Source organism: Streptomyces sp. NPDC044719 (genome assembly GCF_056433405.1).
Genome location: NZ_JBWKHE010000003.1, coordinates 130,768 through 156,331, shown reverse-complemented (window position 1 = coordinate 156,331; position 25,564 = coordinate 130,768). Strand labels below are relative to the sequence as shown.

24 protein-coding genes and 1 tRNA gene are annotated in these 25,564 nt (G+C 70.1%); 12 read left to right on the top strand and 13 right to left on the bottom strand.

Annotated features, from left to right (window positions below; all coding sequences use genetic code 11):
- Nucleotides 1-95 precede the first annotated feature (95 nt).
- Nucleotides 96-623, top strand: coding sequence for a GntR family transcriptional regulator (locus AC07DF_RS12250; protein WP_478969739.1), 528 nt, complete (start codon nt 96-98; stop codon nt 621-623).
- A 1,567-nt stretch (nt 624-2,190) separates the two neighbouring features.
- On the opposite strand, the gene AC07DF_RS12245 is transcribed toward AC07DF_RS12250, so the two are convergent.
- From AC07DF_RS12245 to AC07DF_RS12235, 3 genes are all read right to left on the bottom strand, one after another.
- Nucleotides 2,191-3,033, bottom strand: coding sequence for a protein kinase domain-containing protein (locus AC07DF_RS12245; protein WP_478969737.1), 843 nt, complete (start codon nt 3,031-3,033; stop codon nt 2,191-2,193).
- Between the two features lie 71 nt (nt 3,034-3,104).
- Complete coding sequence (locus AC07DF_RS12240) at nt 3,105-3,548, bottom strand: glycine-rich domain-containing protein (RefSeq protein ID WP_478969735.1); 444 nt, start codon at nt 3,546-3,548, stop codon at nt 3,105-3,107.
- Nucleotides 3,549-3,754: 206 nt separating this feature from the next.
- Nucleotides 3,755-3,997 carry a hypothetical protein gene (locus tag AC07DF_RS12235; protein ID WP_471954853.1) on the bottom strand — a complete coding sequence of 81 codons (243 nt, stop codon included), beginning with the start codon at nt 3,995-3,997 and terminating at the stop codon, nt 3,755-3,757.
- Nucleotides 3,998-4,110: 113 nt separating this feature from the next.
- Here AC07DF_RS12235 and AC07DF_RS12230 point away from each other — a divergent pair, with 113 nt between their 5' ends.
- Entirely contained in the window at nt 4,111-5,448 is a 1,338-nt protein-coding gene (locus tag AC07DF_RS12230) for a helix-turn-helix domain-containing protein (protein WP_478969733.1), read from the top strand.
- On the opposite strand, the gene AC07DF_RS12225 is transcribed toward AC07DF_RS12230, so the two are convergent.
- Both AC07DF_RS12225 and AC07DF_RS12220 read right to left on the bottom strand, forming a co-directional pair.
- The gene (locus AC07DF_RS12225; RefSeq protein ID WP_478969731.1) at nt 5,426-5,959 is read right to left on the bottom strand and encodes an NUDIX hydrolase; all 534 of its coding nucleotides are present in this window, start codon (nt 5,957-5,959) and stop codon (nt 5,426-5,428) included. The two genes, AC07DF_RS12230 and AC07DF_RS12225, sit on opposite strands and share 23 nt — an antisense overlap.
- 201 nt (nt 5,960-6,160) lie before the next feature.
- Nucleotides 6,161-7,450: a DivIVA domain-containing protein gene (locus tag AC07DF_RS12220; protein ID WP_478969729.1), complete on the bottom strand. Its 1,290-nt coding sequence runs from the start codon at nt 7,448-7,450 to the stop codon at nt 6,161-6,163.
- A 690-nt stretch (nt 7,451-8,140) separates the two neighbouring features.
- Here AC07DF_RS12220 and AC07DF_RS12215 point away from each other — a divergent pair.
- From AC07DF_RS12215 to AC07DF_RS12205, 3 genes are all read left to right on the top strand, one after another.
- Nucleotides 8,141-8,230: transfer RNA gene (locus AC07DF_RS12215), tRNA-Ser, on the top strand.
- 211 nt (nt 8,231-8,441) lie between these two features.
- Complete coding sequence (locus AC07DF_RS12210; RefSeq protein ID WP_478969727.1) at nt 8,442-8,759, top strand: hypothetical protein; 318 nt, start codon at nt 8,442-8,444, stop codon at nt 8,757-8,759.
- A gap of 284 nt (nt 8,760-9,043) precedes the next feature.
- Entirely contained in the window at nt 9,044-9,811 is a 768-nt protein-coding gene (locus AC07DF_RS12205) for a glycosyltransferase family 2 protein (RefSeq protein ID WP_478969725.1), read from the top strand.
- Here AC07DF_RS12205 and AC07DF_RS12200 read toward each other — a convergent pair.
- Genes AC07DF_RS12200 through AC07DF_RS12190 form a run of 3 tightly spaced genes read right to left on the bottom strand, consistent with a single transcriptional unit; the run spans nt 9,808 to nt 11,347 of the window.
- Nucleotides 9,808-10,605 carry a PIG-L deacetylase family protein gene (locus AC07DF_RS12200; protein ID WP_478969723.1) on the bottom strand — a complete coding sequence of 266 codons (798 nt, stop codon included), beginning with the start codon at nt 10,603-10,605 and terminating at the stop codon, nt 9,808-9,810. The genes AC07DF_RS12205 and AC07DF_RS12200 overlap by 4 nt on opposite strands.
- A gap of 15 nt (nt 10,606-10,620) precedes the next feature.
- Entirely contained in the window at nt 10,621-10,830 is a 210-nt protein-coding gene (locus AC07DF_RS12195) for a ferredoxin (protein WP_478969721.1), read from the bottom strand.
- 43 nt (nt 10,831-10,873) lie between these two features.
- Nucleotides 10,874-11,347 carry a hypothetical protein gene (locus AC07DF_RS12190; protein ID WP_478969719.1) on the bottom strand — a complete coding sequence of 158 codons (474 nt, stop codon included), beginning with the start codon at nt 11,345-11,347 and terminating at the stop codon, nt 10,874-10,876.
- Nucleotides 11,348-11,727: 380 nt separating this feature from the next.
- Here AC07DF_RS12190 and AC07DF_RS12185 point away from each other — a divergent pair, with 380 nt between their 5' ends.
- Nucleotides 11,728-15,861: an nSTAND1 domain-containing NTPase gene (locus AC07DF_RS12185; protein ID WP_478969717.1), complete on the top strand. Its 4,134-nt coding sequence runs from the start codon at nt 11,728-11,730 to the stop codon at nt 15,859-15,861.
- A gap of 176 nt (nt 15,862-16,037) precedes the next feature.
- Here the strand turns inward: AC07DF_RS12185 and AC07DF_RS12180 are convergent, their stop codons facing one another.
- The 4 genes from AC07DF_RS12180 to AC07DF_RS12165 form a co-directional block, all read right to left on the bottom strand.
- Nucleotides 16,038-16,610 (bottom strand): GNAT family N-acetyltransferase, encoded by a 573-nt coding sequence (locus AC07DF_RS12180; RefSeq protein WP_478969715.1) that lies wholly within the window; start codon nt 16,608-16,610, stop codon nt 16,038-16,040.
- Nucleotides 16,611-16,678: 68 nt separating this feature from the next.
- On the bottom strand, nt 16,679-17,203 hold the full coding sequence (locus AC07DF_RS12175) for a DinB family protein (RefSeq protein ID WP_478969713.1): 525 nt from the start codon (nt 17,201-17,203) through the stop codon (nt 16,679-16,681).
- Between the two features lie 9 nt (nt 17,204-17,212).
- A complete protein-coding gene (locus AC07DF_RS12170) occupies nt 17,213-17,671 on the bottom strand; it encodes a hypothetical protein (RefSeq protein WP_478969711.1) in 459 nt (152 codons plus the stop codon).
- Between the two features lie 61 nt (nt 17,672-17,732).
- Nucleotides 17,733-18,599 carry a bifunctional DNA primase/polymerase gene (locus AC07DF_RS12165; protein WP_478969709.1) on the bottom strand — a complete coding sequence of 289 codons (867 nt, stop codon included), beginning with the start codon at nt 18,597-18,599 and terminating at the stop codon, nt 17,733-17,735.
- 366 nt (nt 18,600-18,965) lie between these two features.
- On the opposite strand from AC07DF_RS12165, the gene AC07DF_RS12160 reads away from it, so the two are divergent.
- The 6 genes from AC07DF_RS12160 (at nt 18,966) to AC07DF_RS12135 (ending at nt 24,970) form a co-directional block, all read left to right on the top strand.
- Entirely contained in the window at nt 18,966-19,292 is a 327-nt protein-coding gene (locus tag AC07DF_RS12160) for a hypothetical protein (RefSeq protein ID WP_382492434.1), read from the top strand.
- Nucleotides 19,293-19,474: 182 nt separating this feature from the next.
- A complete protein-coding gene (locus AC07DF_RS12155; protein WP_478969707.1) occupies nt 19,475-20,404 on the top strand; it encodes a bifunctional MaoC family dehydratase N-terminal/OB-fold nucleic acid binding domain-containing protein in 930 nt (309 codons plus the stop codon).
- On the top strand, nt 20,401-20,820 hold the full coding sequence (locus tag AC07DF_RS12150; RefSeq protein WP_478969705.1) for a MaoC family dehydratase: 420 nt from the start codon (nt 20,401-20,403) through the stop codon (nt 20,818-20,820). Before AC07DF_RS12155 ends, AC07DF_RS12150 begins: the two co-directional genes overlap by 4 nt.
- Before the next feature lie 466 nt (nt 20,821-21,286).
- On the top strand, nt 21,287-22,495 hold the full coding sequence (locus AC07DF_RS12145) for a lipid-transfer protein (RefSeq protein WP_478969703.1): 1,209 nt from the start codon (nt 21,287-21,289) through the stop codon (nt 22,493-22,495).
- Nucleotides 22,496-22,592: 97 nt separating this feature from the next.
- The gene (locus tag AC07DF_RS12140) at nt 22,593-23,153 is read left to right on the top strand and encodes a SigE family RNA polymerase sigma factor (protein WP_478969701.1); all 561 of its coding nucleotides are present in this window, start codon (nt 22,593-22,595) and stop codon (nt 23,151-23,153) included.
- Nucleotides 23,154-23,290: 137 nt separating this feature from the next.
- A complete protein-coding gene (locus AC07DF_RS12135; RefSeq protein ID WP_478969699.1) occupies nt 23,291-24,970 on the top strand; it encodes a long-chain fatty acid--CoA ligase in 1,680 nt (559 codons plus the stop codon).
- A 39-nt stretch (nt 24,971-25,009) separates the two neighbouring features.
- Here the strand turns inward: AC07DF_RS12135 and AC07DF_RS12130 are convergent, their stop codons facing one another.
- Entirely contained in the window at nt 25,010-25,552 is a 543-nt protein-coding gene (locus AC07DF_RS12130; protein WP_478969697.1) for a GNAT family N-acetyltransferase, read from the bottom strand.
- Between the last annotated feature and the right edge of the window lie 12 nt (nt 25,553-25,564).

The following is a 25,564-nucleotide window of genomic DNA, read 5'->3' as shown; positions in this document are numbered from 1 at the left end:
TCAAGTGAACGAAGACTGCTAGTTGTGTGTGGTCATGGGTGGGGGTTTGTCAGAGGGGTGTGCTAAGGCTGCTAGCTCTGGCTACTCTGATAGGTATGACGCCTGCTAGTTCCGCGAAGCCCGACCGCCGGCCGCCCTATCGGCACGCAGCCGACGAGCTTCGGCGCGAGATCAAGGCAGGCCGCTACAAGCCGGGCGACCAGCTCCCTTCCTACCGGGAGCTGCAAGAGCGGTTTGGCGTCGCCAACATGACCGCCCGTGCCGCCCTCAACCTCCTACGCGAGGAAGGGCTGATCTACACCATCCAGGGCCGAGGCAGCTTCGTCGCCGACTACGACGGCAAAGGCGTCGACTACACCCCGCCCGCCTGGTACCTCGGCAAGTCGGCGAACGAGGGCGCTGCCGATACTGCCTCTGCTGGCGGGGCGCCTGGAAGCACGAAGATCGCTTTCAGCCTCTCCGGTGAGGGTGGGCCCGGCAGTCCCGACGCCGCCGACCTCACCCTTACCGAAGTGCTTACTGCATTGCGCGACGAGATCCGAGAGCTCAGCGCGGAGCATCAGGCGTTGCGTCGGGAGGTCGAAGACCTGAAGAAGGCTCAGCGGCAGGAGCCGCGTTCCTGAGTCGAGCCACCTCCCGGCGCATTTCCCGCGTTTCGCGACTGAGCCTCGCCACCATGGCCGTCATCTCACGGACCAGCGCGGCCACGTCCGCCGACTCCCGCGTGGGAATGCCGATCAACTCCCCTTCTGCGTTGCGTATCTGCTCGGTCATCTCTCCCCGTCCGCTGCCGTGCTCTTGTTGCGTACTGCCGTCACCCAACCGCCGAGGCCGTACCCGAAGGCTGGCCCAGCGGTCATGTGCCGCCGGATCCGTCCTCGCCCGTACCTCCCGGCAAGCCGTCCTCGCGGTTGGTGAGCTAGGTCTACCGGCCCTACCGGACACGTGAGAGGCGGGCGGCGCGGCGCTCTCGCCAGACGGGCAGGAACCTCCTTTCGCGTCCCGCCAGGCGGACCCGCGCCTCTGTGCGCTCAGGTCAGCCGTCCTTCCGTTCGTCGGTGGGGCCATCAATGCTCCGGAGAGTCGCCGGTTTGGCTAACCGGCACTTCCGGGCTATGTTGCGTCGCTCGGTCCCTCGGAGGCCGCCCGTAGAGGTGCCGAAATCCGCGTCGGGGTGACCCTCTTCGTTTGATCCACATAGCTCCTCCATCTGCCGGCCGTGCGCTGCCTTCACCTGCTACAGGTGTCGGAATCCCTGGCGGTGTGACAGTGCCGGGTAGAAAACAGCGCACCAGTCACCCCCGACCGAGGAGCAGACCACCAACCCCGACCATGGATCACGAGAAGGTAACGAAGTGGCGTGGTCGGGCCAGACCAACCTCGCGACGGCATCCTGCAATCCCCGGCCTGTGGATAAATTCCGGCGACCTCCAAAGCGAATGGGCGTGAATGTGGACCTATCGGGCCGATGCGGCACATGAGCCGATGAGCGGGTGGGAAGTCGACGTCATCGCATGCCGCGTGACCGGCCATGGGTCCAGCGGAGCGAAGCTGTTCAGAGTTTCTCTACTGGATCAAGGCGGCCCGCCTGCGGCGGGCCGCGCGCGCTGGCGGCCCGTGGCCGCCGCCGCTCCTTGTCTCCGCCACCGCTCCGGCGGCCCCCCGCCGCTCAGCGCGCAGAACCACCAAGGCGGACAGCCAGACCAGGAGGCAACACGACCACTTCGAGCGCCAGGACCAAGCCGGTACGCACCAAGCGCGACCGCGCCACCCAACCGCCCGTCGTTCACTTCCGCGTGGCTCGAAGAGCCCCAGCCGGGCCCAGCTGACACCCCACATCAGCAACGCCCAGGCAGGATCGAGGGTTGGGCCGTGACGTATGGAGGAAGCGTGGTTGAGGCCGGCGGGTGGTTGCTGGAAGCACACGTGGCGGGTGCTCGTTCGGCTCACCCGCCGTAGTGGCTGACTTTCGGTGGCTCAGGTCAAGGCCCTTCTCTGTTCGACAACATGAGGCCGGGGCGGATCTGCACCCGCATCCGAGCACGCCAACTGCCCCGGCTACCATCGGCACCGGGGTCCTGATCAGGGCTTCCGCGACCGGACCACCCGGAATGCTGTCCAGGCTGAGGGGTGGTCCGGTCTCTTGTTGTTGGTCTTGGATGTGTGGGACGACGCCGGGTGAACCGGGCCTCAGAGACAGCTCAGGGCCTTGCCCACCTCGTAGATGGTCGGACGGTCTTCGGGAGTGTGGCTGAGCATCGCCTCGATCAACTCGCCCAGCTCACCGGGCGCCTTCACAGGGCGACGTCTGCCGTTGGCCACGGCTTCTCTCTGGATGGAGCGTGGAGCGTCATCCGGGTACTCGACAGCCCGCCAGCCGGTGGCGGAAATGAGCAGGGAGGCGCCGAGGGCGTAGACGTCGGCTACCGGCGTGGGCTCGGCTTCACCCGTGTCGAGGACGCTGCGCGCGATCTCCGGTGCTTCGTAGTGGACGAGGCAGCCGCGGAACGGGAAGTCGTATCCCTCGGGCACGTGGCCGCCTCGGGCCAGGGCGAGGTCGATGAGGTGCGTCCGCTGCGGACCGATGATGAAGTGGGCGGGTTGTACGTCGCCGTGGGCCCAGCCCCTGGCGTGCAGTTCGGCCAGGGCCTCGACGCACCCCAGTGCCACGTTGGCCAGCGGTGCGATGGACGAGTCCTGCTTGCGGCAGGGTTCCCATAGCCGGTACAGGTCCGGCCCTTCGTGCCACGGCTGAAAGTTCCACGTCCCACGCTCCCACTCGCCGTAGGCGAAGTCGTCGAAGCCGAGGCGGTGCAGCACGGCACCTTCGCGGGCGGGCGCGAGGGCGGTCCAGGGCTGGGCGGACCAGTCGGCCGTAGCCTCGATCGGATAGCCGACCTTCACGGCGTAATGGCCTCGATGGCTCTCCACGTCCCAGACCACAGAGCCCCGGCGGTTCACGACCAGGCGCTGAGCCGTGGGCATGAGCGCGTCGAGCACCACGATCGGCAGTTCAGAGGGTGACCCGGACAACGTCTGTTCTCCTTCCGGGCGAACGCGGCCGACTACGAGTCGAGGCCGGCCGCGTCGCTGCTGTCGTGTTGCTACGCCTGACCGTACGGTCGGCCGCAGTCCGCATCGCACTGCGCGAGGTTCGTGCCGTCAACGGTCCACAGGTCGTCGAAGACCATGAACCCCGCCGTCTTCATGGCGCGTGCCGCAGCGGCGACCTGCTTCGGGTCGCGGGCGCCGCCACCGGGCTTCGGGTTGTGGTGCAGGAAGCGGCCCGCAAACCGGTCGCACAGCTCGGCGTACTCCTTCGTGTGCAGGATGAGCGCGTGCAGGCCGAGATCCACGTCGTCCGACGGGACCATGGGGACGATCGCGGTGGCTGCGGTGACCACGAAGGCGACCGCCTGGTCCGCGATCCGCTCGGCACGCTCGGGTGACTGCCCGTCGTGGGTGACGACGAAGTGGGCGAGGCTCTGGAACAGCTCTTCGCCAACCACCGCGCGGCCGGTCTTCTGGTCGTTCGCCGTTGCCGTCATGCGAGTACTCCTTCTGGATAGTGGAGCGTGGCACTTACGGGATTGGGAGGCCGCCCCGAACGGGGGGTGGGGGAACCAGGGAGTAGGCCCCCGTCCAGGGCGGCCGGTCTACTGGCCGACAGCGAGAGCCATGCCGATCACCAGGCCGCACGACCCGCTGATCATGATGATGAAAAGGACTCCCGCGTATCGGCCGATGGCGCGCATCACAGCCCGTCCCTGCTGTTGCCGTTCTTGATGGCCAGGCGGGCGCTCAGTTCCTCCCGAGGGCTCGGCGGCACCACCTTGTCCGGCATGGCATCCCACTCCCGGCCACCGCCGATGGGCCGTATCTGCACTCGGCCGCCGAGCTTCCCCATGACGATGCCGATACGTCCCTTGGCGGTGTCCTTCGCCAGTTCACCGATGCCTGGTCTGGTCTGCTGATTGCTCGCCATGCATAGGAGCATCGCGACCGGAGGGCCCCTGCTAAAAGGTCAGGCTGATTACCCAACTTGGGTAACATCGCGGGAAGTAGAGAACCAGCGACGTTGCGTAGCCCTCGCAGTGTGGGAGCTTGCCAATGCCCGACCCGGACCGGCCGCAGGAACTGCCGGCCAGGCTGCTCACCGATCCCGAGATGATCGATGCGTGTCGGGTCCGGGACTTCGCCAGAGTCTTCCGGCTGGTGAAGGTCAGGGCCGGGATCTACCCGTCGATGATCGCCCGACGCTGTGACCTGACGCCGAGCCGCGTGGGCGAAGTGATCGCAGGCCGACGACAGTTGCAGCACATGGACGTTGTCGAGCGCATCGCGGACGGCTTGCGCATCCCAGGAGGCATGCTCGGGCTTGCCCGGCGAGCGTGGGAGACGCCCCAGGCCCTCCAGGTCAACGAGCGTGAGGCGCCCCAACAGGAGCCGGTACAGCAGACCCCCGCGTCTCTACCGGGTCCCGATGTGGACGGCATCTTGGCACTGGCCACGCGGACGAGCCTGAACACGGCAACGCTGGAAGCCTTTCGCTCCTCCATTGAGGACTACTGGCGACGAGACGACCAGCACGGCGGCGAGGCTCTGAGGCCGGCCATCGTCGGCCAGCTCCGCTATGTCGTCGGACTCTTGAAGGAGAGCCGACCGCCGTCCATCCAGAACGGCCTGTACGGAGTCGCGGCCGAGCTGGCACGCCTCACCGGCTGGACCTACTTCGACGCCCGCCAGTACAACCAGGCCCGCGCGTACTTCACCGAGGCCCTGCAACTGGCGAAGGAGATCGACGACCGGCAGTTCATGGCCAACGTCCTCGCCTGCATGAGCTTGCAGGCGACCTACCAGGACAAGCCCGCGGACTCTCTGGCACTCGTCACCGCCGCTCAGGACCAGGCCCGCTCAGCCTTCGGGAGCACACCGCGCGTCCTGTCGATGCTGTCCATGCGGGAAGCTTTTGCTCACGCCACACTCGGCCACCGGGACAACACTCACCGGGCTATCGGAGACGCGCATCGCCATTTCGAGCAGGTCGGGGCGAGCGATCCGGACCCGTCCTGGGTGACCTACTTCGAAGAGCCGAAGCTCATCGTCGACACGGGCATTGCCCATGGCCGACTGGGCGAAGCGGCTACCGCCGAGCCTTTGATCGCAGATGCCTTGCGACGGGAGGACCACACCAACCAACGGGGCCGCGCGTTCCATACGTTCTGGCTGGCCCGCACGCAGTTGGACCAGGGCAAGCTTGACCAGGCGTGCCACACCGCGACGCAAGCTCTGGTGCCCGCGTCAGCGGTGGCCTCCGAGCGGGTATCAGGGCATCTCAGGGAGTTCTACGAGCAGTTGGCTCCGCACAGGCAGGAGCCCGTGGCCCTGGCCTTCGAGGCACGGCTACGGGAACTCCTCCCGCCGGTCAGCGGATCGTTTCGTCCATGAGCAGGTAGAGCAGACCCACGAGTGACCCGCTGCTCACGATCTCGCGGCGGTCTATCATCCCGCGGATCTCTGAGAGGGGGATCCACTCGATGCGGTCGGATTCGTTCTTCTCCGTGGGCGGCCCTGCGTAGGTAGCGCCGTCGATGCGGAAGACGTGGTGCTGCGAGTCGGTGATGCCGTTCGCCGGCTCGGCGTAGATCAGGGGCTTGATGGGGCCGGGGCGCCAGCCGGTCTCTTCGAGAACCTCGCGGGCCGCCGCCTCCTCCGGTGTCTCGCCGTCCTCGACCAGGCCCATGGGCAGTTCCCAGGCCCATGAGGTCGTGATGAAGCGGTGTCGCCACATCATCAGGACCTCTTGCCGATCGTTGACCACGGCGGCCACGGCCAGGTGCCGGAGGCGGACGACGTGGTACTCCCACCTGCGTCCGTCAGGCTGCTGGACGTCGACCAAACACAGATTCACCCACTTGTTCGTGTAGACCTGTCGCTCACCGTGGGTCTTCCACTCCATACCTGCGGCCCCTCTCGATCGGTCTCCAGGATCTCAGACCGAGGCGCGGGGGACGCAGGTTCGATCCTTTTCGTGTCAAGTTGACGAGATGGCCTCCCGCAGACCGTACAGTGACAGGTGCCTCGCCCTGCTTGAACATCGGGCGGAGCAGACGAAGAGAACCTGACCTCTCGGGGGGGCGCCGTGATGCGTTGGGTTGTCTCAGGGTGCCTGACTGTGAGTCCGAAGTTCCTCACGCGTATCCGCATCGTGGTCAGATCGTCGTTCTGCAAGCTCACGTTGGCTCATGTGCTGATCGTGCTGCAGATTGGCTAGCTCCTGCCTTCCCTCTTCGACTGTTCTCCTTGCCTCCTTGCGTGCCTCAGCAACGATCTTGTTTGCCTCTGACCTAGCCTCTGCGATTGCTTGATCAGCGGTCTGTTGGGCCAGGCTGAGAACCCGTGCGGCTGAGTTGTTCTGAGTTGTTTCAAACAAAGGGGCTTCGAGGTTGCCACCGAGCGGGCCGCCGAAGGGATCTGGTCCGAAATTCGTGTGGCTTTCTTGGGGGAACTGAGTGACGTATGCCGTGCCACCCACGTCACTCAGAGGTGGCGGTGCACCAAGTTCCGAAGCCGCAGCCGCGACCGCTTCCCGTTCTTGCTCCAGCAACGAACGCGCCTGCTGCTGAGCTTGATCGATGTCGAAGAGGTCCGCACCGAGCGTGCGCAGGTCGAGGGCTGATTGTGGCACGTAGCTCGGCTCTGCGGCTGCCCCCGGCTGATCGGTGATCTGTTGGTAGTGGCTTAGCTCCCCCTCCAAGAGTTGGATACGCCGAGCGGCATACCCCGCTACCCGCTGCGCTCTGATCCTGTCAGCTTCCGCTTGGGCCAGCTGTGTACGAAGATCACGCTCATGTTGTTCCGCGTGGCGCAACTGCTGTCGGAGGGCCTCCAACTCGTCAGACGGGTGCGTAGCAGGAGAATGCTCGTGGGCTCCGATGCGACGTTCAAGATCGAATACCGTGGCCTCGGTCGTGCCCAGCATTGCGAAGAGCATGGTCCCGACCCGGAGTGCCTGTTGGCGCCCCCGTTCGCTCGCTTCGAGGGCCTGACGAGCCTCGTTGAGCTCTCGATAGGCCTCTAGGGCCTGAGCTTGAGCAATCGCTCGTTCGCTCTGTGCTTCCAAGGCGTACTGCTGGGCAGCGAGCAGTTTGCCCTCCTCAGAGGGTGGCTCCGTGCGGTGGGCATGAGAGTGGTGATTGCTCTGGGATGCGTCCCACAGTCTCTTAGCCTGCAGCAGCCGTTGCTGAGTGAGGTCCGGCGGTTCAGTGGGAAAGCAGACGTCCAGGACGGCTTCCACGAGGTCCCAGTCCAGGCCCTCACCGTTGAGACGTGACCTGAGCTTGTGTAGCGGCGGAACCTGGCCGTCCCTGAAGTGTTCCGGCAATAACCTCTCATGGAGGGTCGGCACTCTTACCGCCGTGTTGTCCAACCACGAGCGCACCAGCTCCACCAGGGCGTTGGCCTCAGCGCTGCGCCCACGGGGCTGTGCCCATGGTCGTCCTTGCCGCTTGGTTCCTCTCGGCACTCGCTCCCCCTGTTTTTCCCAACAACCCCGCGTTGTTCGAAGAACAACACATAGCGTGATGAAAGCAGACCGGGTGTCAAGGCATGGTGGCTTTGCGCAATCCCGTCAGGTGCCGGATTCGCAGCTCGGTGCACACCTGATGATCTCGAAAGGTTGCGCCGCGCACCGTCCTGCCAAGTCCATCGCTGGAACCGCCACGGGCCAGCAGATAGTCACTGGAGCCAATGATGCCTTCCCGGCCTCGCACGGACGAGACCATGCAGGGTCACGATGACACCTACCGGCTGGCCGACCGTACGGTCACAAAGCGCCGTGGCGTCTGGCGGCTTGAGTTGCCGGCGCCCAAGTTGCCCACGATCGCCACAGTGACAGCTGTCGGCGGAGGTGGGGGTCTGACCGCTGCGATCGCCACTGGCCACGTCCAGGCTGGTGTCGTTTGGCCTGCTGTTGTTCTCGCGATCGCGGGCATGGCGTACGACGTCGCCATCCGTGCGCTGGGCAGCCCCAGCCAAGGGTGACGCGTACCGGAGGCAGTGGACCCTGAGTGGACCACGAAGCTCAACTCATGAATGAGACCGGTACGCTGTACCCGCTCCGCCCCTGGTGGACGGAGCAGGAGGCAGGCAGCCCCAGCGGCCGAAGGGAACGGTCTTGAAAACCGTCGTGGCAGCGATGTCACCGTGGGTTCAAATCCCACCGCCTCCGCGCGATGAGCAGTGAGAACGGCCCCCGACCTGGGTTCTTGGTCGGGGGCCGTTCGCATGTCCGGTGACTGTGGCTGCCCAGTGTGCCCCGTGGTTTCCCGCTCGATCGGGCACGGTTTGAGTACCTGTACTGATGTGCGGTGCCCGCTGCAACACCACGCTGATCGCATGCACTTAGTGGAGCGTCATCTGCGGACGGGACGACAGTGGGCATGAGACAGACGAATGAGCCTTCGGCCGGCCGGCAAATCGGGGTCAGCGTGGCACTGCTCGTCATCGATTTCATGCTCATCGCTTGGTCGGTGTACGGCGTGGGGATGGCGGGATGGGCCGACAGCTACGAAAGCGACGGCGTCGTTCCTTCGAGTGCGTCGAGGGCGGCGTCGCAGGCATTGTGGCTTCTGGGAGGCGGTGCAGTGCTCACAGGTGGTGGCCTCCTCGCATTGGGATGGCGCATCCCCGGCGTCGTGCAGTTGGTCGTCCTCGGAGGCGGGGCGGTGCTGGTCTCTTCACTTCCTGCCGGTGGATAGCGCGCGCCTGCCCGGAGCCTGAGCGCCCCCGCCGGAGGCATGCTTTTTAACCTTGCCGCCCGCCCGCGGTTCTCGGCTCATGGTCACCGGCAGGTGCTGTAGTTTCCGGCACAAAGCCCTCAAGGCGCTGGCCTACGCATGCCTCAGCTTCGGCCTTGCCTGTGCGCTCGTCCCGATCGGGGTTGTCGTCTGGGCGTCGTCGCTGTAGGTGACGCCCATACCCGCCTGACCTGTGGCCGGCTGTCATGCTGGCCGTGCGTGTGTTCGTCGTGGAGAGGGGACGCGTGAGTCGGCGCATCGTCGTCGTCACCGCTGTGCACGGCCCGTCGGCCCGGTTTCTGCCGGACGCCCACAGGTCTCTGTGCGAGCAGCGGCTGCCGGAGGGCTGGGAGTGGCACTGGGTGATCCAGGAGGACGGGGAGGGCCGGGACGTAGCGCCGTATGTGCCCGATGACGCGCGGGTGACGTTCCGGCAGGGCCGGGCCGGTGGGCCCGGGGTGGCTCGCACCATCGCGCTGGCGCATGCCGAGGGCGCGTATGTGAAGGTTCTGGACGCCGACGACCAGCTGCCGACGGGCGCGCTCGCGCGGGACTTGGCGGTGCTGGAGGGCGACCGCACCCTGGGCTGGGCGACCTCGCGGGTGCTGGATCTCCTGCCGGACGGGTCGACGGTGGGGTTCGCGGGCGACCCCGACCAGGGGCCGATCGAGCGCGGGGCCGTGCTCGATCACTGGAGGGCGAACGGTTTCCTCGCGCAGGTCCATCCGGCGTCGCTGTGTGTGCGGCGGGAGTTGCTGCTGGCCCTGGGCGGATGGATGGCCCTGCCCGCTTCGGAGGACACGGGGCTGTTGCTCGCTCTGAACGCCGTGAGTCGCGGGTGGTTCTCGGGGGAGGTGGGGCTGCTGTACCGGAAGTGGGAGGGCCAGGTGACCGGGCAGGCGGCCCATGTGGACCGGGCCGAGCGGGATGCCCGGATGGCCGTCGTGGAGGCCCGGGCCCGGGCGCTGTCGGGGCTGCGGTGGGGCACTGACTCCGGCGGGGCGCCGGCCTAGGGCTGGAGTTCTGTCTGTGGCGGCGCCGTGGTGACGGGGTCGTGGCGGATGTACCACTCGGTGCCGAGCAGCCGCTCCCGCTCGGGTGCCGGGAGGGCGGCGATCAGGCCCGGGGCGGCTCCCCGTTCCACCTCGGTGCGGTGGGCCAGGATGGCGGCGGTCTTCTGCTCCAGCCAGGGGGTGACGTCGACGGTCGCCGTGATCCGGTCGTCGGGGACGGTGCGCATCGCCTTGCCCGTCGGGGCCCACTGCCCGACCCACGCCCGGAGGGCGGAGTGCGGGTGCGTGGCCAGGTACAGGGCGCTCGGCTGCCAGGGTTCCCCGGCCTCCGGATAGAGGCGTTCCAGTCCGGCGGCGTGGACCGCGAGCAGGGTCACGCGGTGGGTGTGCACATGGTCCTCGTGCCCGGTCAGACCGCCGTAACCGTCGTGGGTGACGACGATCTCCGGGCGGAAGTCGCGGATCTCCGCGACCAGTTCCCCCACCGCCTCCTCGAGCGGGGCGTCGCACCAGCGGGGTCTGCCGGGCGCCGAGTGCGGCACGCGAGAGTCGGCGTGACCGAGCATGCGTGGCTTGCCGGCGCCGAGGAGGTGGCACGCCTCGGCCAGTTCCGTGGCACGTGGGGTGTCCGACGCCCAGGTCGCGGTGACGACCGCCGTGCGAGCGCCCGCGGACGCGTGCCGGGCGAGGACGCCGCCCGCCACCAGGGACTCGTCGTCCGGGTGGGCGAAGACCGCGAGCAGACTCGGCGAGGGCGAGGGCGAGGGCGACGGCGACGGCGGCGGCAGGGGCATCGGCAACCGCCCTCGCTACGGCCGGCCCGGCGACGAGGGCGTGTCAGTGATCGTGATGGCCTGGCTGGGGCACTTCTCCGCCGCTTCCAGGATGCCCGGGTCGTCCGTACGGTCCCGGCCCGGGCGGACGACGCCGAATCCGTCGACGAACTCGAAGACCGCCGGGGCCCGGTGGGCGCACTCGGCGGAGCCGTAACAGAGGTCGCGGTCGACAGAGACCTTCATGACCCTTCCTCTGCCCAGCGCGCCGCCGGCTGAACCGGCCCGGCTAGCGGGTGCCGGCCGCGGCGAGCCAGTGGGCGACCCGGCGGACGGCGGGCTCGTCGAGCCGTTCGGCGAGGGCCTGGACGGCCGTCTCGTCCTCGGGGGTGAGGTCGTAGAGGCCCGCCTTGCTCAGCCCGGCCATGAGGACCTGGTGGCGGCGGCCGGTCATCCGCTCGGCGAGCACGGTCGGTTCGCCGGGGGACGCCACGCCCGCGCTCGGCTGAGGTGCGGGTGGGGCCGCCTGCGTCGGCGGGGTGCCGAACAGGTGCCACGCGCCGTCCTTCGGCCCCCAGAGCGCGACGGTCACCTCGTCGCCCCGCGCGCGCATGGTCTGGGTCATCTCCCCGAGCGCGTACAGCACGGACGAGCGGTGGGGTGACTCCGCGGCCGCCCGCCAGGACTTCGCGGCCGGCCGGTAGAGCATCGCCACCCAGCGTGGGTCGCCCTGCGGCTCCGGGCTCTCGGGACGTGTCTCCATCGCGCTCACCCCTGTACGTCGCTGGTACGTCGCTCCGGAAGCGGTACGGCAGGCGCCGACCATAGCTGACGACCCGTCAGTTATCCAGGGGTGCAAGGCGCGTCACGGCGGGGAGGATCATCGAGGCGGACCACGTCGTCCGACACCGGTCCCTCCCCTCGTGGGGACCGGTGCCGAACGGTGGAGCTACCGCCGTCCGGCGCGGATGGCAGCGGACGGAAGCGGATGGAAGCTGACCGGAATGGTCCGTTGCTGCTTCCGGATCCTGCCATTTCCGGCTGCCCACGAGGAGAATCCGGTGCCGGACGGACGGTATTACCGCAGGTCAGCCGTATAGAGTGAGTTTTCCGGTCCGGACGTCCAGGTGTGACAAGTAAGGAGTGGAGACCTTGAGTTCCGACTCGGGGGCACGCACCGCCTTCGCGGAACGCCTCGCACTGCTGTACAAGGAAGCGGGGAACCCTCCCCTCAAGCGTGTGTCCGAGGCGGTCGTCCGGCTCCAGCGGGTCGACGAACGCGGGCGGCCCGTGCGGGTGTCCGCCCAGCGCATCAGCGACTGGCGGCGGGCCCGGAACGTACCCGCCCAGTTCGCCGCCCTCGCGGCCGTGCTGCTCGTGCTGATACCCGAGGCGCGGCGTTCGCGGCCCACTCCGGTGTCCCCGGGCCTGTACGACCTCGGCCAGTGGCAGCGGCTGTGGGAACGGGCCGTGGCCGACCCGGTGGCGGAGCGACCCGCGGGCTCTCCGCAACAGGAGGGGACCCCGGCCGAGGCCTCGCCCGCGCCCGGCGTGGTGTGCCCGTATCGCGGGCTGGCCTCCTACCGCCGGGAGGACGCCCGTTGGTTCTTCGGCCGGGAGCGGAGCACGGACGCGATCGTCGCGCAGCTCGGGGCCGCGGCGCAGGCAGGCGGCCTGGTCATGCTGGTGGGCGCGTCGGGAGCGGGCAAGTCCTCGCTGCTGAACGCCGGTCTGGTGCCCGCCCTGCGGGACGGCGCGCTGGGCGGTGACGACGGCGCGGAGCAGGGCCGGGCGCGGACGGTCGTGCAACTCGTCCCGGGCGGTGACCCGCTGGCGGAGCTGAGCCGCCGCATCCCCGAACTGGGGCCCGTCCTCCTGTCCGAGGCGGGAGAGCTGCCTGACATCCCGTCTGCCGCGGAAGCCGAAAGGGGAACGGAACCGGAACCGGATGCGGGACCGGATGCGGGACCGGCGCTGAGGGCAGAGGAGCCGGACGTCGGCGCCGCGGAACAGGGCGGACCCGGCGTTCCCCTCTCCGCGGACGCCGTCCGTGCCGCCGTCGCCGCCTGGGCGCGGCGCGAGGCGCCCTCCGGCGCGCGTCCCGTCCTCATCGTGGACCAGTTCGAGGAGACGTTCACCCTCTGCCCCGACGAGGCGGACCGGCGTGCCTTCATCGAGGCCCTGCACGCCGCGTGCTCACCCACCGGACCGGACGAACCGGCCCCGGCGGTCGTGGTCCTGGGCATCCGCGCCGACTTCTACGACCGGTGCCTCAGGTATCCCGAACTGGCCGACGCGCTCCAGCACCGGCACATGGTGCTCGGGCCGCTGACCACCGCGGAGCTGCGCGAGGCGGTGACGGGACCGGCCAAGGCCGTCGGCCTGGAGCTGGAGCCGGGACTGGCGGAGCTGATCGTGAGGGAGGTCAGCGCCGACGGCCCGCGCGGGGCGCATGACGCGGGGGTACTGCCGCTCCTCTCGCACGCCCTGCTCGCCACCTGGCAGCGCAGGAAGGCGGGCCGGCTGACGCTCGCCGGCTACCGCGCGGCCGGCGGCATCCAGGGCGCCGTCGCGGCGACCGCGGAGCGGGCCTGGTCCGGCCTCGACCCGGCGGCGCGCACGGCGGCCCGGCTGCTCCTGCTCCGGCTGGTCCGGCTCGGTGAGGACACCCAGGCCACCCGCAGGCGGGGGACCCGGCGGAAGCTGGCGGAGGAGTCGACCGACCCCGGCAAGACCGAGGAGTCCCTGGAGGCGCTGGTCCGCGCCCGGCTGGTGACCCTGGACGCGGAGACGGTGGAGATCACCCATGAGGCGCTGCTGCACGCCTGGCCGCGCCTGCGTGACTGGATAGACGACGATCGCCAGGGCAATCTGCTGCGTCAGCGCCTGGAGGAGGACGGCCGGGCCTGGGAGGAGTCGAACCGCGACACGTCACTGCTGTACCGGGGCTCGCGGCTGGAACAGGCCCACGGCTGGGCGAAATCCGCCGGGGACAGGTTCCTGACCCGGAGCGCGGTGGAGTTCCTGGCCGCCTCGGTCCGGCTGCGCCGGCGCGTGACCTGGATCAGCCGGGGCGCGGTGGCGACGCTGGTCGTCCTGGCGATGCTGGCCGTGGGGTCGGCCGTCATCGCCTCGAAGCAGCGGGACGAGGCCGTGTTCGAGCAGGTGCTGGCCCAGGCCGACCGGGTCCAGGACACGGATCCGTCGCTGTCCGCGCAGCTCGACCTGGTGGCGCACCGGCTGCGGCCGGACGACAAGGGCGCGAACAGCCGCCTGATCTCCATAGTGAACGCCCCGCTGGCCACGCCGCTGGTCGGCCACGCGGGCGCCGTCTACCTCACGACGTTCAGCCCGGACGGGCGGACCCTGGCCACGGCCAGCTACGACCGGACCGTACGGCTGTGGGACGTGGCCGACCCGAAGCGCCCGAAGCCCTTGGGCGAGCCTCTCACCGGCCACACCAGCTGGGTGAGCAGCGCGGTCTTCAGCCCGGACGGCCGTACCCTCGCCAGCGCGTCCGACGACGGCACGATCCGGCTGTGGGACATGACGGACCCCGGCCGGCCGAAGCGGCTCGGCAAGCCGCTGACCGGCCATGACGGCACGATCTACCTGGTCGCCTTCAGCCCTGACGGCAAGACGCTGGCCTCCGTCGGCGACGATCACACCGTCCGGCTGTGGGACGTGGCCGATCCGCGCCGGCCGCGGGCCCTGGGCAAGCCCCTGACCGGGCACAAGGCCCCCGTGCGCTCAGTGGCGTTCAGCCCGGACGGCAAGACCCTGGCGGCCGGGGGCGACGACGGGGCGATCCGGCTGTGGGACGTGACCGACCCCCGGCGCCCGGAGCGGGCCGGGGAGCAGCTGACCGGCCACACCGCCACCGTGCACTCGGTGGCCTTCAGCCCTGACGGCCGTACGCTCGCCAGCGGCAGCTCGGACAACACCGTGCGGCTGTGGAACATGGCCGATTCCCATCACCCGGAACCGATCGGTACGCCGCTCACCGGCCATACCGGGCCGGTGTGGTCCGTGGCCTTCAGTCCTGACGGGAACATGCTCGCCGCAGCCAGCGCGGACAGCACCGCGAGCCTGTGGAAGGTCAGTGATCCGGCGTACCCGTCGCAGGTCGGCGGGCCCCTGGCGGGCAGCAGCGGCGAGATGTACGCGCTCGGCTTCAGCCCCGACGGGCGCACCCTCGCCACCGGGGCGGGCGACAACAAGGTCCGCCTGTGGTCGCTGCCGAGGTCGGACATGATCGGCCGGACCGGAGTGTTCCGCCCGGACGGGCGGGTGCTGGTGACGGCGGCGCTCGACGGGCGGGTGCGGCTGTGGGACGTGCGGACTCCCGGCAGGCCGGTGCGGATGGGCCGGCCGTTCCGGCCGGACGGCGGCGTCCGCTCCCTGGAGTTCTCCCCGGACGGCCGCACCCTCGCGGTGGTGACGGGCAGCCGGGCGCTGCAGCTGTGGAACCTACGCGATCCGGAACACCCAGTTCCGCACGGGTCCGCCATTCCCCTGCGCATCAAGTTCGCCGACCCGCTGGCCTTCAGCCCGGACGGGCAGGTCCTGGTGACCGCCTCCGACGACCGCACCATCCAGCTGTGGAACATCGGCGATCCGTCCCGGCCCCGCCGGCTGGGCGAGCCTCTCACCGGTCACAAGGGGTACGTCAACGCCGTCGTCTTCAGCCCGGACGGCCGTACGCTCGCCAGCGGCAGCGCGGACGGCACCATCAGGCTGTGGAACGCGGCCCATCCCGGCCGGCCGACCCTGCTGCGCGCACCTCTGCGGGGTCATCTCGGAGCCGTCAACGCCCTCGCCTACAGCCCCGACGGCCGGACGCTGGCCAGTGCCGGTGACGACAGCTCGGTGCGCCTCTGGGACATCGAGGGCCCCGCCGAGGTTTCCGAGCCGGAGCGCCTCAGGGGGCACACGGAAGCGGTCGTGTCCCTGACGTTCAGCCGGAGCGGCCGCACCCTGGCCAGCGGGGGAAACGACAGCACCGTCCGGCTGTGGAACGTCTCCGACCCCGCCGGGGCCACCGCGATCGGCCAGTCGATGAGCCCCAACGCCAAGACCGGCAACTTCCTGGCGTTCAGCCCGAACAGCCACATGCTCGGAGTGTCGAGCGGCGCCGACAGCATCCGGCTCTGGAACCTGGACACCGAGGAGGCCGTACGCCGCATCTGCTCGATGACCCGGGGTGTTCTGACGCCGGACACCTGGCGCGAGTACCTGCCCCGGCTCTCCTATGACGCTCCGTGCGCCGACCGGTGAGACCGGTGTACGGCAACAGGGCGGAACCACAGGGAAGTTGAGTGATACGAGTCACAACCCGGCCTTCCTGACGGTCAGTCGGCTCTTCCCGGGCAAGCGCTTGTTACCCTTGGCCATAGCCCGACCGCTGGTGCATCCCCCGTCGCCAGCGGTCGGGCATTCGCATGCCGGTCCGCTCAGCGCAGGTCGAGGCGCATCAGGACGCGGGGATGGCCCGCCAGCACCGATGTGGTCGGTGCCGCGCAGGAGAAGCCGGCTCGCTCGAAGTTCTTCCGCAAACCGGCGTAGGCCATGGTCAGGTCGACCTTGGCGTCGCCGTTGTCGAGGGGGTACGCCTCGATCGCCGGTGCGCCCCGGGCGCGCGCGAAGTCGACCGCTCCGGCGATGAGCGCGTGCGAGATGCCCTGCCTGCGGTGGCCGGGGCGGACCCGGACGCACCACAGGGACCAGACGGGCAGATCGTCGACGTGCGGGATCTTGCGGTTGCGGGCGAAGGAGGTGTCCGAGCGCGGTGCGACGGCGGCCCAGCCGACCGGTTCGTCACCGTCGTAGGCGAGCACACCCGGGGGAGGGTCCGCAGCGCACAGCTCCGCGACGTAGTCACCGCGGGCCGGGCCGCGCAGTTCCCTGTTGAGCTTCGAGGGGATCCGGTAGCTCAGGCACCAGCAGACATTCGCCCCGGGCGACTTCGGCCCGAGCACGGCCCGGACGTCCTCGAAATCCGTGGCCGGACGGACGTCGATGCTCATGCCACCACGATGTCACGCCCCTGGCGCCTTCGCCGCTACACGGTGGACGGAGCCGGGGAGGCCTGCCCCTACGCCGACGCCGCCCGCAGCATCCGCAGCTGGCCGATCTCGGTCACGTTCTTCATCAGCTCGGCGTTCACCCAGGCCACCATGTGCGCGACGGTGTACTGGGGGTCGCCCTGCGACGGGAACGAAGCCGTGGCGTCCAGGTCGGTGTCGGTGAGGTCGTCCAGGACCGCCAGCCACTGCGTGCGCAGGTCGCGCAGCCACTCGACGGTCGGGGCGCCCTCGCCCGGCCAGGCGATCTCCGTGCGGTCGCGGGGCGGCCGGCCCTTCGCGTGGTCCAGGGTGACGCTCCACCACCAGCCGATGTGCCAGCTCACCCAGGCGATCGTGGGGACGGGCACCGGGTCGGGTTCGGTGTCCGCCCAGTCCGGTACCCAGGTGCCGTCGGACGCCCGGCGCATCGTCCAGCAGAGGGGCGCGGGCTCCCAGAGGAAGTCCTCGGGCTCCAGCCGCTCCAGGTGGTACTCGAACAGCGACCAGGTGAACTCGAACTGCCAGCGCGGCAGTTCCGTACGGGAAACGCTCATCGGGCGACCCTACGCAAGCGCCCGGGCGTCCCGGGCGAGTCCCGGCCAGTCGATGTCCCGCAGCGCCCGTTCCGTGTCGCAGCCCGACGGCAGGCGCGGGGCCGACTGGAACCAGACCACGGCCAGGCGCGAGCGGTACAGGACCGGGTCGCGGGCCGGATCGAGGGCGGCCGAATGGAACGTACCGAGGCAGGCCACGGCGGGCAGGACCTCGACGGGACCGAGTCCGCCCGCGTACTGGTCGGGGCGCTCGCGCGGGGGCGGGACGAGGTGGACGGGCGTGCCGGGGTGGGACCGCTCGGCGGCGCGCAGCAGCTCGCGGATGCGCAGATCGTTGACCGGCTTGCACGGATAGCCCTCCACCGGCCCGCCGTAGGTCGAGAGCAGGTCGCCGTACGTCGACGAGAACCGCAGTTCGGCGAGGTCCACCGAGCGGCCGGAGGCGAGGACGAGGCGTGCGAGCGCCATGGCCGGCGGTTTGGCGTACTGGTGCATGGAGGTCTTTCGGTGCTGGTGGACGAGGCCCTGCTCATGGCCGGTGCCCCGTCATGCGGGCCGCCGACGCGATCGTCGCCCGGGCCTCACGCTCGGACAGTCCGGCGCTCCGGGCCGCTTCGACCAGGGGATCCACGAGCGGCGGGCCGAAGCCGTCCTCGTAGGCCCGGCAGGCCGCCCAGAACAGCCGTGTGTTGCGCTGGCCCTCGTGCGCGGCGAGGACGAACTGGACCAGGCCCTGGCCGTGCCCGCCGGCCGACGGGGGCGTGGGGTGGTGGGCACGGGGCGGTGGGAGCAGCAGCCTCAGGAGTGAGCGCGGGCAAGGCGCGGGCGGCAGGTGCGCGGTCCCGGGGGCGGCGGCGTACACCCCCTGGCCCGTGCGGGAGCCGGGGCCGACGAGGTAGCCGCCGGCGCCCCGGATGTCGATGCCGGGGGCGAGACGGCCGGCCGAGTTGGGGACCACCACGTCGGGCGGGCCGCTCAGCCAGAGATGACGCCCGCCGGAGGGGGTCAGGACCACCACCGTCGGCGGGATGGTGAACAGATGCCGCAGGGCCAGCTCGCGCAGGGCGGCCGAGGAGTCCGTGCCGGTCTTCACGTCCAGGTCGATGCCGATCAGCTGGTGCGGGGGCAGGCCGCAGGCGATGCCGTAGCCGGTCGCCCAGGGGGCGGCGGCGAAGAGTTCGCGGATGCGGGCCGGGTCGCTGGAGGCGTCGTACACGCCGTGTCCGAGGCGGCCGCACGCGCCGTGGCAGTGGGAGGGCGTGGGGTCGTCGCGGTGCGGGGAGCGCAGGGCCGGGAGCTTGGTGCGGGACAGGGGGATGACGGCCAGTCCGCGTTCGGCGGCTGACAGGGCGTGTGCGAGGGCCAGCGTCGTGGCCTGCCGGTCGGTGGTGGCCATGCCTCTAGTTTCGTACGTACGTTCGAAAAAGGAAAGAGGGGTCGGGTGCGACGCGCCGGGTCTGAGGCCTGTGTGCGAAAAGTGCTGGAACGCTTCCGCCCTTGCGCACCAGGGTTCGAACCGCCTCTTCCACCCCAGTCCGGTACTGAAGTGACGCAAAGGGGTTTATCGACATGTCATCACGCTTGAGTGCGAATAGGGGCTTCCGGTGTGGTTCGCCGGGGATTCGGTGGGCAACTCTGGACTCGCGACGTCGAGCAACGGACCAGGGCGGTCGGCCAACTTCCCTGGAAGCAGCAGTACTTCTCCACGCAGTCCTTGGTTCTGAAGTCTCTGAGTCTCTGAAGTCCTTGGAGGGACAACAACATGGCAAGCATCCGTACCGCCCGCGTCATCGCCGCCGTCTCCGCCCTTCCGCTCGCGGCCGCCCTCTTCAGCGGCATCGCGACGGCGGACAACGGCTCCTTCGCGGACAACGGATCGATCGCGTCCGTCACGGAGGCCGAGGCGGGTGTCCTCGGCAGCGGTGTCGGCGGTGACAACTTCGGCACCTCGTCCACCACGAATCAGCAGGCCGTCGGCGACGGTGCCTCGAACCAGAGCAACACCGCCCAGGTCAACGGCTCCGCCTTCACGGCCGTCAACCAGGGCAACGACAACACCGCCGTCAGCTTCACCCCGCTGTGGTGGTGAGCTGAGCGGGCCGGTGTACCGGCATCGGCCCGCCGTCCGAGTGGGTGTGCTTCGTGGGGTGACAAGCGTCTGAGCGGCGGTGCTTCGGTACCGCCGCGCAGGCGTTTCGGCGTCCGTGGGGTGCGATGCCTTGACGCCGTATGTCTTGACGCCGGCCTGAATCTGACGGACAGTCAGAAACCGTGAACGGTGAGCCGGAGGTCCACGAGGAGTTCGAGGCGCGCCTGAAGGCCTACGAGGGCCGCCCGGCCGCCGCCACCGGGGTCGGCCGGGACCCCGTCAACCAGCCGATGATCAGGCACTGGTGCGAGGCCATGGGCGACACCAGCCCGGCCTACACCGGTCCGGACGCCATCGCTCCCCCCACGATGCTCCAGGCATGGACCATGGCGGGCCTCACCCGCCGCCCGGAACGCACGGCGGCCTACGACGAACTCCTGCGCCTGCTCGACGAGTCGGGCTACGACGCGGTCGTCGCCACCGATTGCGAGCAGGAGTATCCGCGCCCCCTGCGCCCCGGCGACGAGATCACCTTCGATTCGGTGATCGAGTCGGTCTCGGACCGCAAGACCACGAAACTGGGCGCGGGTTACTTCGTCACGACGCGTACGGACATCCGGACCGGCGGCGAACTCGCCGGCACCCACCGCTTCCGCATCCTCAAGTACGCCCCGGCACGGCGGCCGAGGAAGCAGGCGCCCGAACCGCCCGAGGAGCGCCGCCCCCGCCCGGTCGTCAACCGCGACAACGCCGGCTTCTGGGAGGGCGTGGCCCGCCACGAGCTGCTCATCCAGCGCTGCACCGGCTGCGGCGACCTGCGCTTCCCCTGGCTGCCGGGCTGCAACAGCTGCGGCTCCCCGGAGTGGGACACCGTCGAGGCGAGCGGCGAGGGCACGGTCTATTCGTACGTCGTCATGCACCATCCGCCCTTCCCGGCCTTCGAGCCGCCCTACGCGGTCGGGCTGATCGAGCTCGCGGAGGGCGTGCGGATCGTCAGCGACGTGGTGGGGGTGCCGTACGACAAGGTGCGGATCGGCATGCCCGTCCGGCTCGAGTTCCGGCGCTACGACGACGAACTGGTCCTGCCCGTCTTCCAGGGGGTGACGCGGTGAACGCCGGCGACCGGCTCCCGCCCCTGGAGATCCCGGTCACCCGCACCCTGATCGTCGCCGGTGCGATCGCGTCCCGCGACTACCAGGACGTGCACCACGACCCGGAGCTGGCCCGGCGGAAGGGCTCCCCCGACATCTTCATGAACATCCTGACGACCAACGGCCTGGTCGGCCGGTACATCACGGACCACTTCGGTCCACGGGCCGCGCTGCGCCGGGTGGCCATCCGGCTCGGCGCGCCCAACCACCCCGGCGACACGATGGTGCTGACGGGCACGGTCGAGGAGATCGACGGCGACATGGTGACGGTCCGGATCGTCGGCGCGAACGGTCTCGGCAAGCACGTCACCGGCACGGTGACCGTCATGGTCCCGGCGGGAGCCGGGACGACGACGGCTCCCGGCGGACCGTCATGACCGGCCACGGATTGCTGGTCGCCCTCCGGCGCGGGAACCCCGGGCAACGGCCCGGCATGAGTCGAGGAGGCCGGGCTACGGCTCCGGTGGGCGGGGTGATGGCTCGGGCGGGCGGGGTGATGGCTCCGGCGGGCCCGGCGATGGCCGGGGTGATGGCTCCGGCCGGCCCGGCGATGGCCCTAGAGGGCCGGGCGATGGCTCCGGTGGGCCGGGCGATGGCTCCGGCGGGTACGGCGATGGCTCCGGTGGGCCGGGCTAGGTCTCCGGTGGGCCGGGCGGTGACTCCGGCGGGTACGGCGATGGCTCCGGCGGGCCGGGCGGTGACTCCGGTGGGCCGGGCGATGGCTCCGGCGGGTACGGCAATGGCCCCGGAAGGCCGGGCAATGACGCCAGCAGGCGCGGCAATGGCCCCAGAGGGCGGGGCGATGGCTCCGGCAGGCCCGGCAATGACCCCAGCGGGCCCGGCATGAGTGCGCGTCGGCACGACAGCCTCGGTGGGCGGGCGGCCATCGTCGGGATCGGGGCCACCGAGTTCTCCAAGGACTCGGGCCGCAGCGAGCTGCGGCTGGCCGTCGAGGCGGTGCGGGCCGCGCTGGCGGACGCCGGGCTCGTCCCGGCCGACGTCGACGGGATGGTCACGTTCACCATGGACACCAGCCCCGAGATCACCGTGGCCCAGGCGGCGGGCATCGGCGAGCTCTCCTTCTTCTCCCGGATCCACTACGGCGGCGGCGCGGCCTGCGCCACCGTCCAGCAGGCGGCCCTCGCGATCGCCGCGGGCGTGGCGGACGTGGTCGTCTGCTACCGGGCGTTCAACGAGCGCTCGGGCCGCCGCTTCGGCTCCGGGGTCCGGCACCGCGAGCCGTCGGCCGAGGGCGCGGCGCTCGGCTGGTCGCTGCCGTTCGGCCTGCTCACCCCGGCATCCTGGGTGGCGATGGCGGCCCAGCGGTACCTCCACACGTACGGGCTGCCGCCGGAGGTGTTCGGGCACGTGGCCGTGGTCGACCGCGCGTACGCGGCGACCAACCCGGCGGCGTACTTCCACAACCGGCCCATCACCCTGGCCGACCACGCCGCGTCCCGCTGGATCGTCGAGCCGCTGCGGCTGCTGGACTGCTGCCAGGAGACCGACGGCGGCCAGGCCCTCGTGGTCACCTCGGTGGAGCGGGCCCGCGACCTGCCCCACCCGCCGGCCGTGATCGCGGCGGCGGCCCAGGGCGCGGGACGCGCGCAGGAGCAGATGACCAGCTTCTACCGCGACGACCTGACCGGCCTGCCCGAGACGGCGGTGGTGGCCCGGCAGCTCTGGCGGACCTCCGGACTCGCACCGGCCGACATCGACGTGGGGATCCTCTACGACCACTTCACGCCATTCGTGCTCATGCAGCTGGAGGAGTTCGGTTTCTGCGGCCCCGGCGAGGCACCGGACTTCGTGGCCGAGAGGCGCCTGCCGCTCAACACGCACGGGGGACAGCTGGGGGAGGCGTACCTGCACGGGATGAACGGGGTGGCGGAGGCCGTCCGGCAGATCAGGGGGACGGCGGTGAACCCGGTCCCCGGAGCGGAGCGGGTCCTGGTGACGGCGGGGACGGGCGTGCCTACGTCGGGACTCGTACTCACAGGCGACCCGGAGGGGACAACCCGCAGTACCCCGGTCCCTCCGCTCCACCTCTAGGAGGTGCAGCCGGCCCTACCCCTACAACCTGAGGGGGACCCCGCTTCGGGACCTGCGGCCGATCCGCCGGACCCGGCCCCGCTCATAGCGTTGAGCCATGACCACACTCGTCTGCACCAGCGCGTCGAAGGCCGCTTCACCAGCGGCGCAGACTCTTCCGTACCCGTCGTTCTCGTCGTACGTCAGGGCTCGCCAGCCGGTCCTGCTGCGTACCGCCCGCTCGCTCACCGGTAACCCGAGCGACGCGGAGGACCTGCTGCAGACCGCGCTCACCAAGACGTACGTCGCCTGGGAGCGTATCGAGGACCACCGCGCCCTCGACGGCTATGTGCGCCGGGCGCTGCTGAACACGCGGACGTCGCAGTGGCGCAAGCGCAAGGTCGACGAGTTCGCCTGCGACGAGCTGCCCGAGCCGGAGCCGGTGACCGGCAGCGACGACCCGGCCGAGCAGCAGGCGCTGCGCGACGCGATGTGGCGGGCGATCATGCGGCTGCCCGCCCGGCAGCGGGCGATGGTAGTCCTCAGGTACTACGAGGACCTCAGCGAGGTCCAGACGGCCGAAGTGCTCGGTGTCTCGGTGGGCACGGTGAAGTCGGCCGTCTCACGCGCGCTGGGAAAGCTCCGCGAGGACGCTGAGCTGGGACTTGTCCGCAGCTGAGCCCGGCCTCGCACGCCATCTCGGCCGCCACTGAACCTCTCGTTCCGCTTGGCGTGATGTGATCGATCGCCCGGTCCTAGTGACATACCACGCGGTATGTGCGCAGAATCAGCGCAACCTTTACCACCGCGTTGGCAATGTCGCCCCGGGAGGACGCCGTGCTGAGCACCATGCAGGACGTACCGCTGCTGATCTCGAGGATCCTGACCCACGGGTCGACGATCCACGGGACATCACAGGTGACCACCTGGACCGGTGAGGACGAGCCGCACCGCCGCTCCTTCGCGGAGATCGGCGCCCGCGCCGCCCAGCTGGCCCACGCGCTCCGGGAAGACCTCGACGTCGCAGGCGACGAGCGCGTCGCGACTCTGGCCTGGAACAACGCGGAGCATGTGGAGGCCTACTTCGCGATCCCGTCCATGGGCGCGGTCCTGCACACCCTGAACCTCCGCCTCCCGCCCGAGCAGCTGGCCTGGATCGTCAACCACGCCGCCGACCGCGTGATCATCGCCAACGGTTCGCTGCTCCCCCTGCTCGCCCCGCTGCTCCCGCACCTCAAGACGGTCGAGCACGTGGTCGTCACCGGCCCCGGGGACCGCTCCCTGCTCGCGGACGCCACCGCGCGGGTGCACGAGTACGAGGACCTGATCGCCGGCAAGCCGACGTCGTACGACTGGCCCGAGCTGGACGAACGCCAGGCCGCCGCCATGTGCTACACCTCCGGCACCACCGGCGACCCCAAGGGCGTGGTCTACAGCCACCGCTCGATCTATCTGCACTCCATGCAGGTCAACATGGCCCAGTCGATGGGGCTGACCGACGGGGACACCTCGCTGGTCGTCGTGCCCCAGTTCCATGTGAACGCGTGGGGTCTGCCGCACGCGACCTTCATGACCGGCGTGAACATGCTGATGCCGGACCGCTTCCTCCAGCCGGCCCCGCTCGCCGCGATGATCGAGAGCGAGAAGCCCACCCACGCGGCCGCCGTCCCCACCATCTGGCAGGGCCTGCTCGCCGAGCTGACCGCGAACCCGCGTGACGTCTCCTTCCTCGGCCAGGTCACCATCGGCGGCGCGGCCTGTCCGCCCTCCCTCATGGAGGCCTTCGACAAGCTGGGCATGCGGGTCTGCCACGCCTGGGGCATGACGGAGACGTCCCCGCTCGGCACGATCGCCCGTCCCCCGGCCAGCGTGGTCGGCACGGCGGAGGAGCTCGCCTACCGCCTCACCCAGGGCCGCTTCCCGGCCGGCGTCGAGGGCCGCCTGACCGGCCCCGGCGGCGAACGCCTCCCCTGGGACGGCGAGTCGGCCGGTGAGCTGGAGGTGCGCGGCCCGTGGATCGCCGGTGCCTACTACAACGGCCCGGACGCCGACCCGCTCCGCCCGGCCGACAAGTTCAGCGAGGACGGCTGGCTCAAGACGGGTGACGTGGGGACCATCTCCGCCGACGGCTACCTCACCCTCACCGACCGGGCCAAGGACGTCATCAAGTCCGGCGGCGAGTGGATCTCGTCGGTGGATCTGGAGAACGCGCTCATGGCACACCCCGACGTGGCTGAGGCGGCCGTCGTCGCCGTCCCCGACGAGAAGTGGGGCGAGCGCCCCCTGGCCACGGTCGTCCTCAAGGAGGGAGCCACCGCCACCTTCGAGACCCTGCGCGCCTTCCTCGCCGACGAGGGCCACATCGCCAAGTGGCAGCTTCCGGAGCGCTGGACTCTCATCGAGGCGGTCCCGAAGACGAGCGTCGGCAAGTTCGACAAGAAGGTACTGCGCAGGCAGTACGCGGAGGGCGACCTGGACATCACCAAGCTCGGCTGACCCCGCCGCCCCCCGGAGCCCCTGGCCACCGCCAGGGGCTCACTCCCGCACGGCGCTCCCCGGGTCCCACTCGTCCTCGAGCAGGCCGAAGACCAGCGAGTCCCGCCAGCCGTCACGAATGAGCTGGGTGTGCCGCAGGCGTCCCTCCAGCGTCATGCCGAGTTTGGCCAGCACCCGCGCGGAGCCGACGTTGCGCGGATCGCAGGTGGCATGGACGCGATGCAGCCGCATCCCGTCGAAGGCGTGCGCGAGAAGCAGCCGCCCGATCTCCGTGGCGATGCCCCGCCCCCAGACGCGCGGATGCACGACGTAGGAGATCTCGCCCTGGCGCCGAGGTGCACTGCGCACCCGCAGCTCCCCCATCCCCACGACCTCCTGCCCGAGACGGGCCACAAAGGGGAACCGACGCTGGGGCCGCTCCGACCAGGCGGCGACCGCGCCCGCCACGAACTCCCGCGTCTCGTCCGGCGTGTTCGGCCCCCACGGCTGGTAGCGACAGGCCTCGGCCAGAGAGGCCCATGAGTGAACGGCGGGCCAGTCGTCGGGGGTTATCTCATCGAGGGTCACGGGATCGCGCTGCATGGGACGATCATG

Coding starts and splice junctions, on each gene's coding strand:
- AC07DF_RS12250 (WP_478969739.1), top strand. CDS start 96: ATGACGCCTGCTAGTTCCGCGAAGCCCGACCGCCGGCCGCCCTATCGG.
- AC07DF_RS12240 (WP_478969735.1), bottom strand. CDS start 3,548: ATGACGGCAACGGCGAACGACCAGAAGACCGGCCGCGCGGTGGTTGGC.
- AC07DF_RS12235 (WP_471954853.1), bottom strand. CDS start 3,997: ATGCTCCTATGCATGGCGAGCAATCAGCAGACCAGACCAGGCATCGGT.
- AC07DF_RS12230 (WP_478969733.1), top strand. CDS start 4,111: ATGCCCGACCCGGACCGGCCGCAGGAACTGCCGGCCAGGCTGCTCACC.
- AC07DF_RS12225 (WP_478969731.1), bottom strand. CDS start 5,959: ATGGAGTGGAAGACCCACGGTGAGCGACAGGTCTACACGAACAAGTGG.
- AC07DF_RS12210 (WP_478969727.1), top strand. CDS start 8,442: ATGAGACAGACGAATGAGCCTTCGGCCGGCCGGCAAATCGGGGTCAGC.
- AC07DF_RS12200 (WP_478969723.1), bottom strand. CDS start 10,605: ATGCCCCTGCCGCCGCCGTCGCCGTCGCCCTCGCCCTCGCCCTCGCCG.
- AC07DF_RS12195 (WP_478969721.1), bottom strand. CDS start 10,830: ATGAAGGTCTCTGTCGACCGCGACCTCTGTTACGGCTCCGCCGAGTGC.
- AC07DF_RS12190 (WP_478969719.1), bottom strand. CDS start 11,347: ATGGAGACACGTCCCGAGAGCCCGGAGCCGCAGGGCGACCCACGCTGG.
- AC07DF_RS12180 (WP_478969715.1), bottom strand. CDS start 16,610: ATGAGCATCGACGTCCGTCCGGCCACGGATTTCGAGGACGTCCGGGCC.
- AC07DF_RS12175 (WP_478969713.1), bottom strand. CDS start 17,203: ATGAGCGTTTCCCGTACGGAACTGCCGCGCTGGCAGTTCGAGTTCACC.
- AC07DF_RS12170 (WP_478969711.1), bottom strand. CDS start 17,671: ATGGCGCTCGCACGCCTCGTCCTCGCCTCCGGCCGCTCGGTGGACCTC.
- AC07DF_RS12165 (WP_478969709.1), bottom strand. CDS start 18,599: ATGGCCACCACCGACCGGCAGGCCACGACGCTGGCCCTCGCACACGCC.
- AC07DF_RS12160 (WP_382492434.1), top strand. CDS start 18,966: ATGGCAAGCATCCGTACCGCCCGCGTCATCGCCGCCGTCTCCGCCCTT.
- AC07DF_RS12145 (WP_478969703.1), top strand. CDS start 21,287: ATGAGTGCGCGTCGGCACGACAGCCTCGGTGGGCGGGCGGCCATCGTC.
- AC07DF_RS12140 (WP_478969701.1), top strand. CDS start 22,593: ATGACCACACTCGTCTGCACCAGCGCGTCGAAGGCCGCTTCACCAGCG.
- AC07DF_RS12135 (WP_478969699.1), top strand. CDS start 23,291: ATGTCGCCCCGGGAGGACGCCGTGCTGAGCACCATGCAGGACGTACCG.
- AC07DF_RS12130 (WP_478969697.1), bottom strand. CDS start 25,552: ATGCAGCGCGATCCCGTGACCCTCGATGAGATAACCCCCGACGACTGG.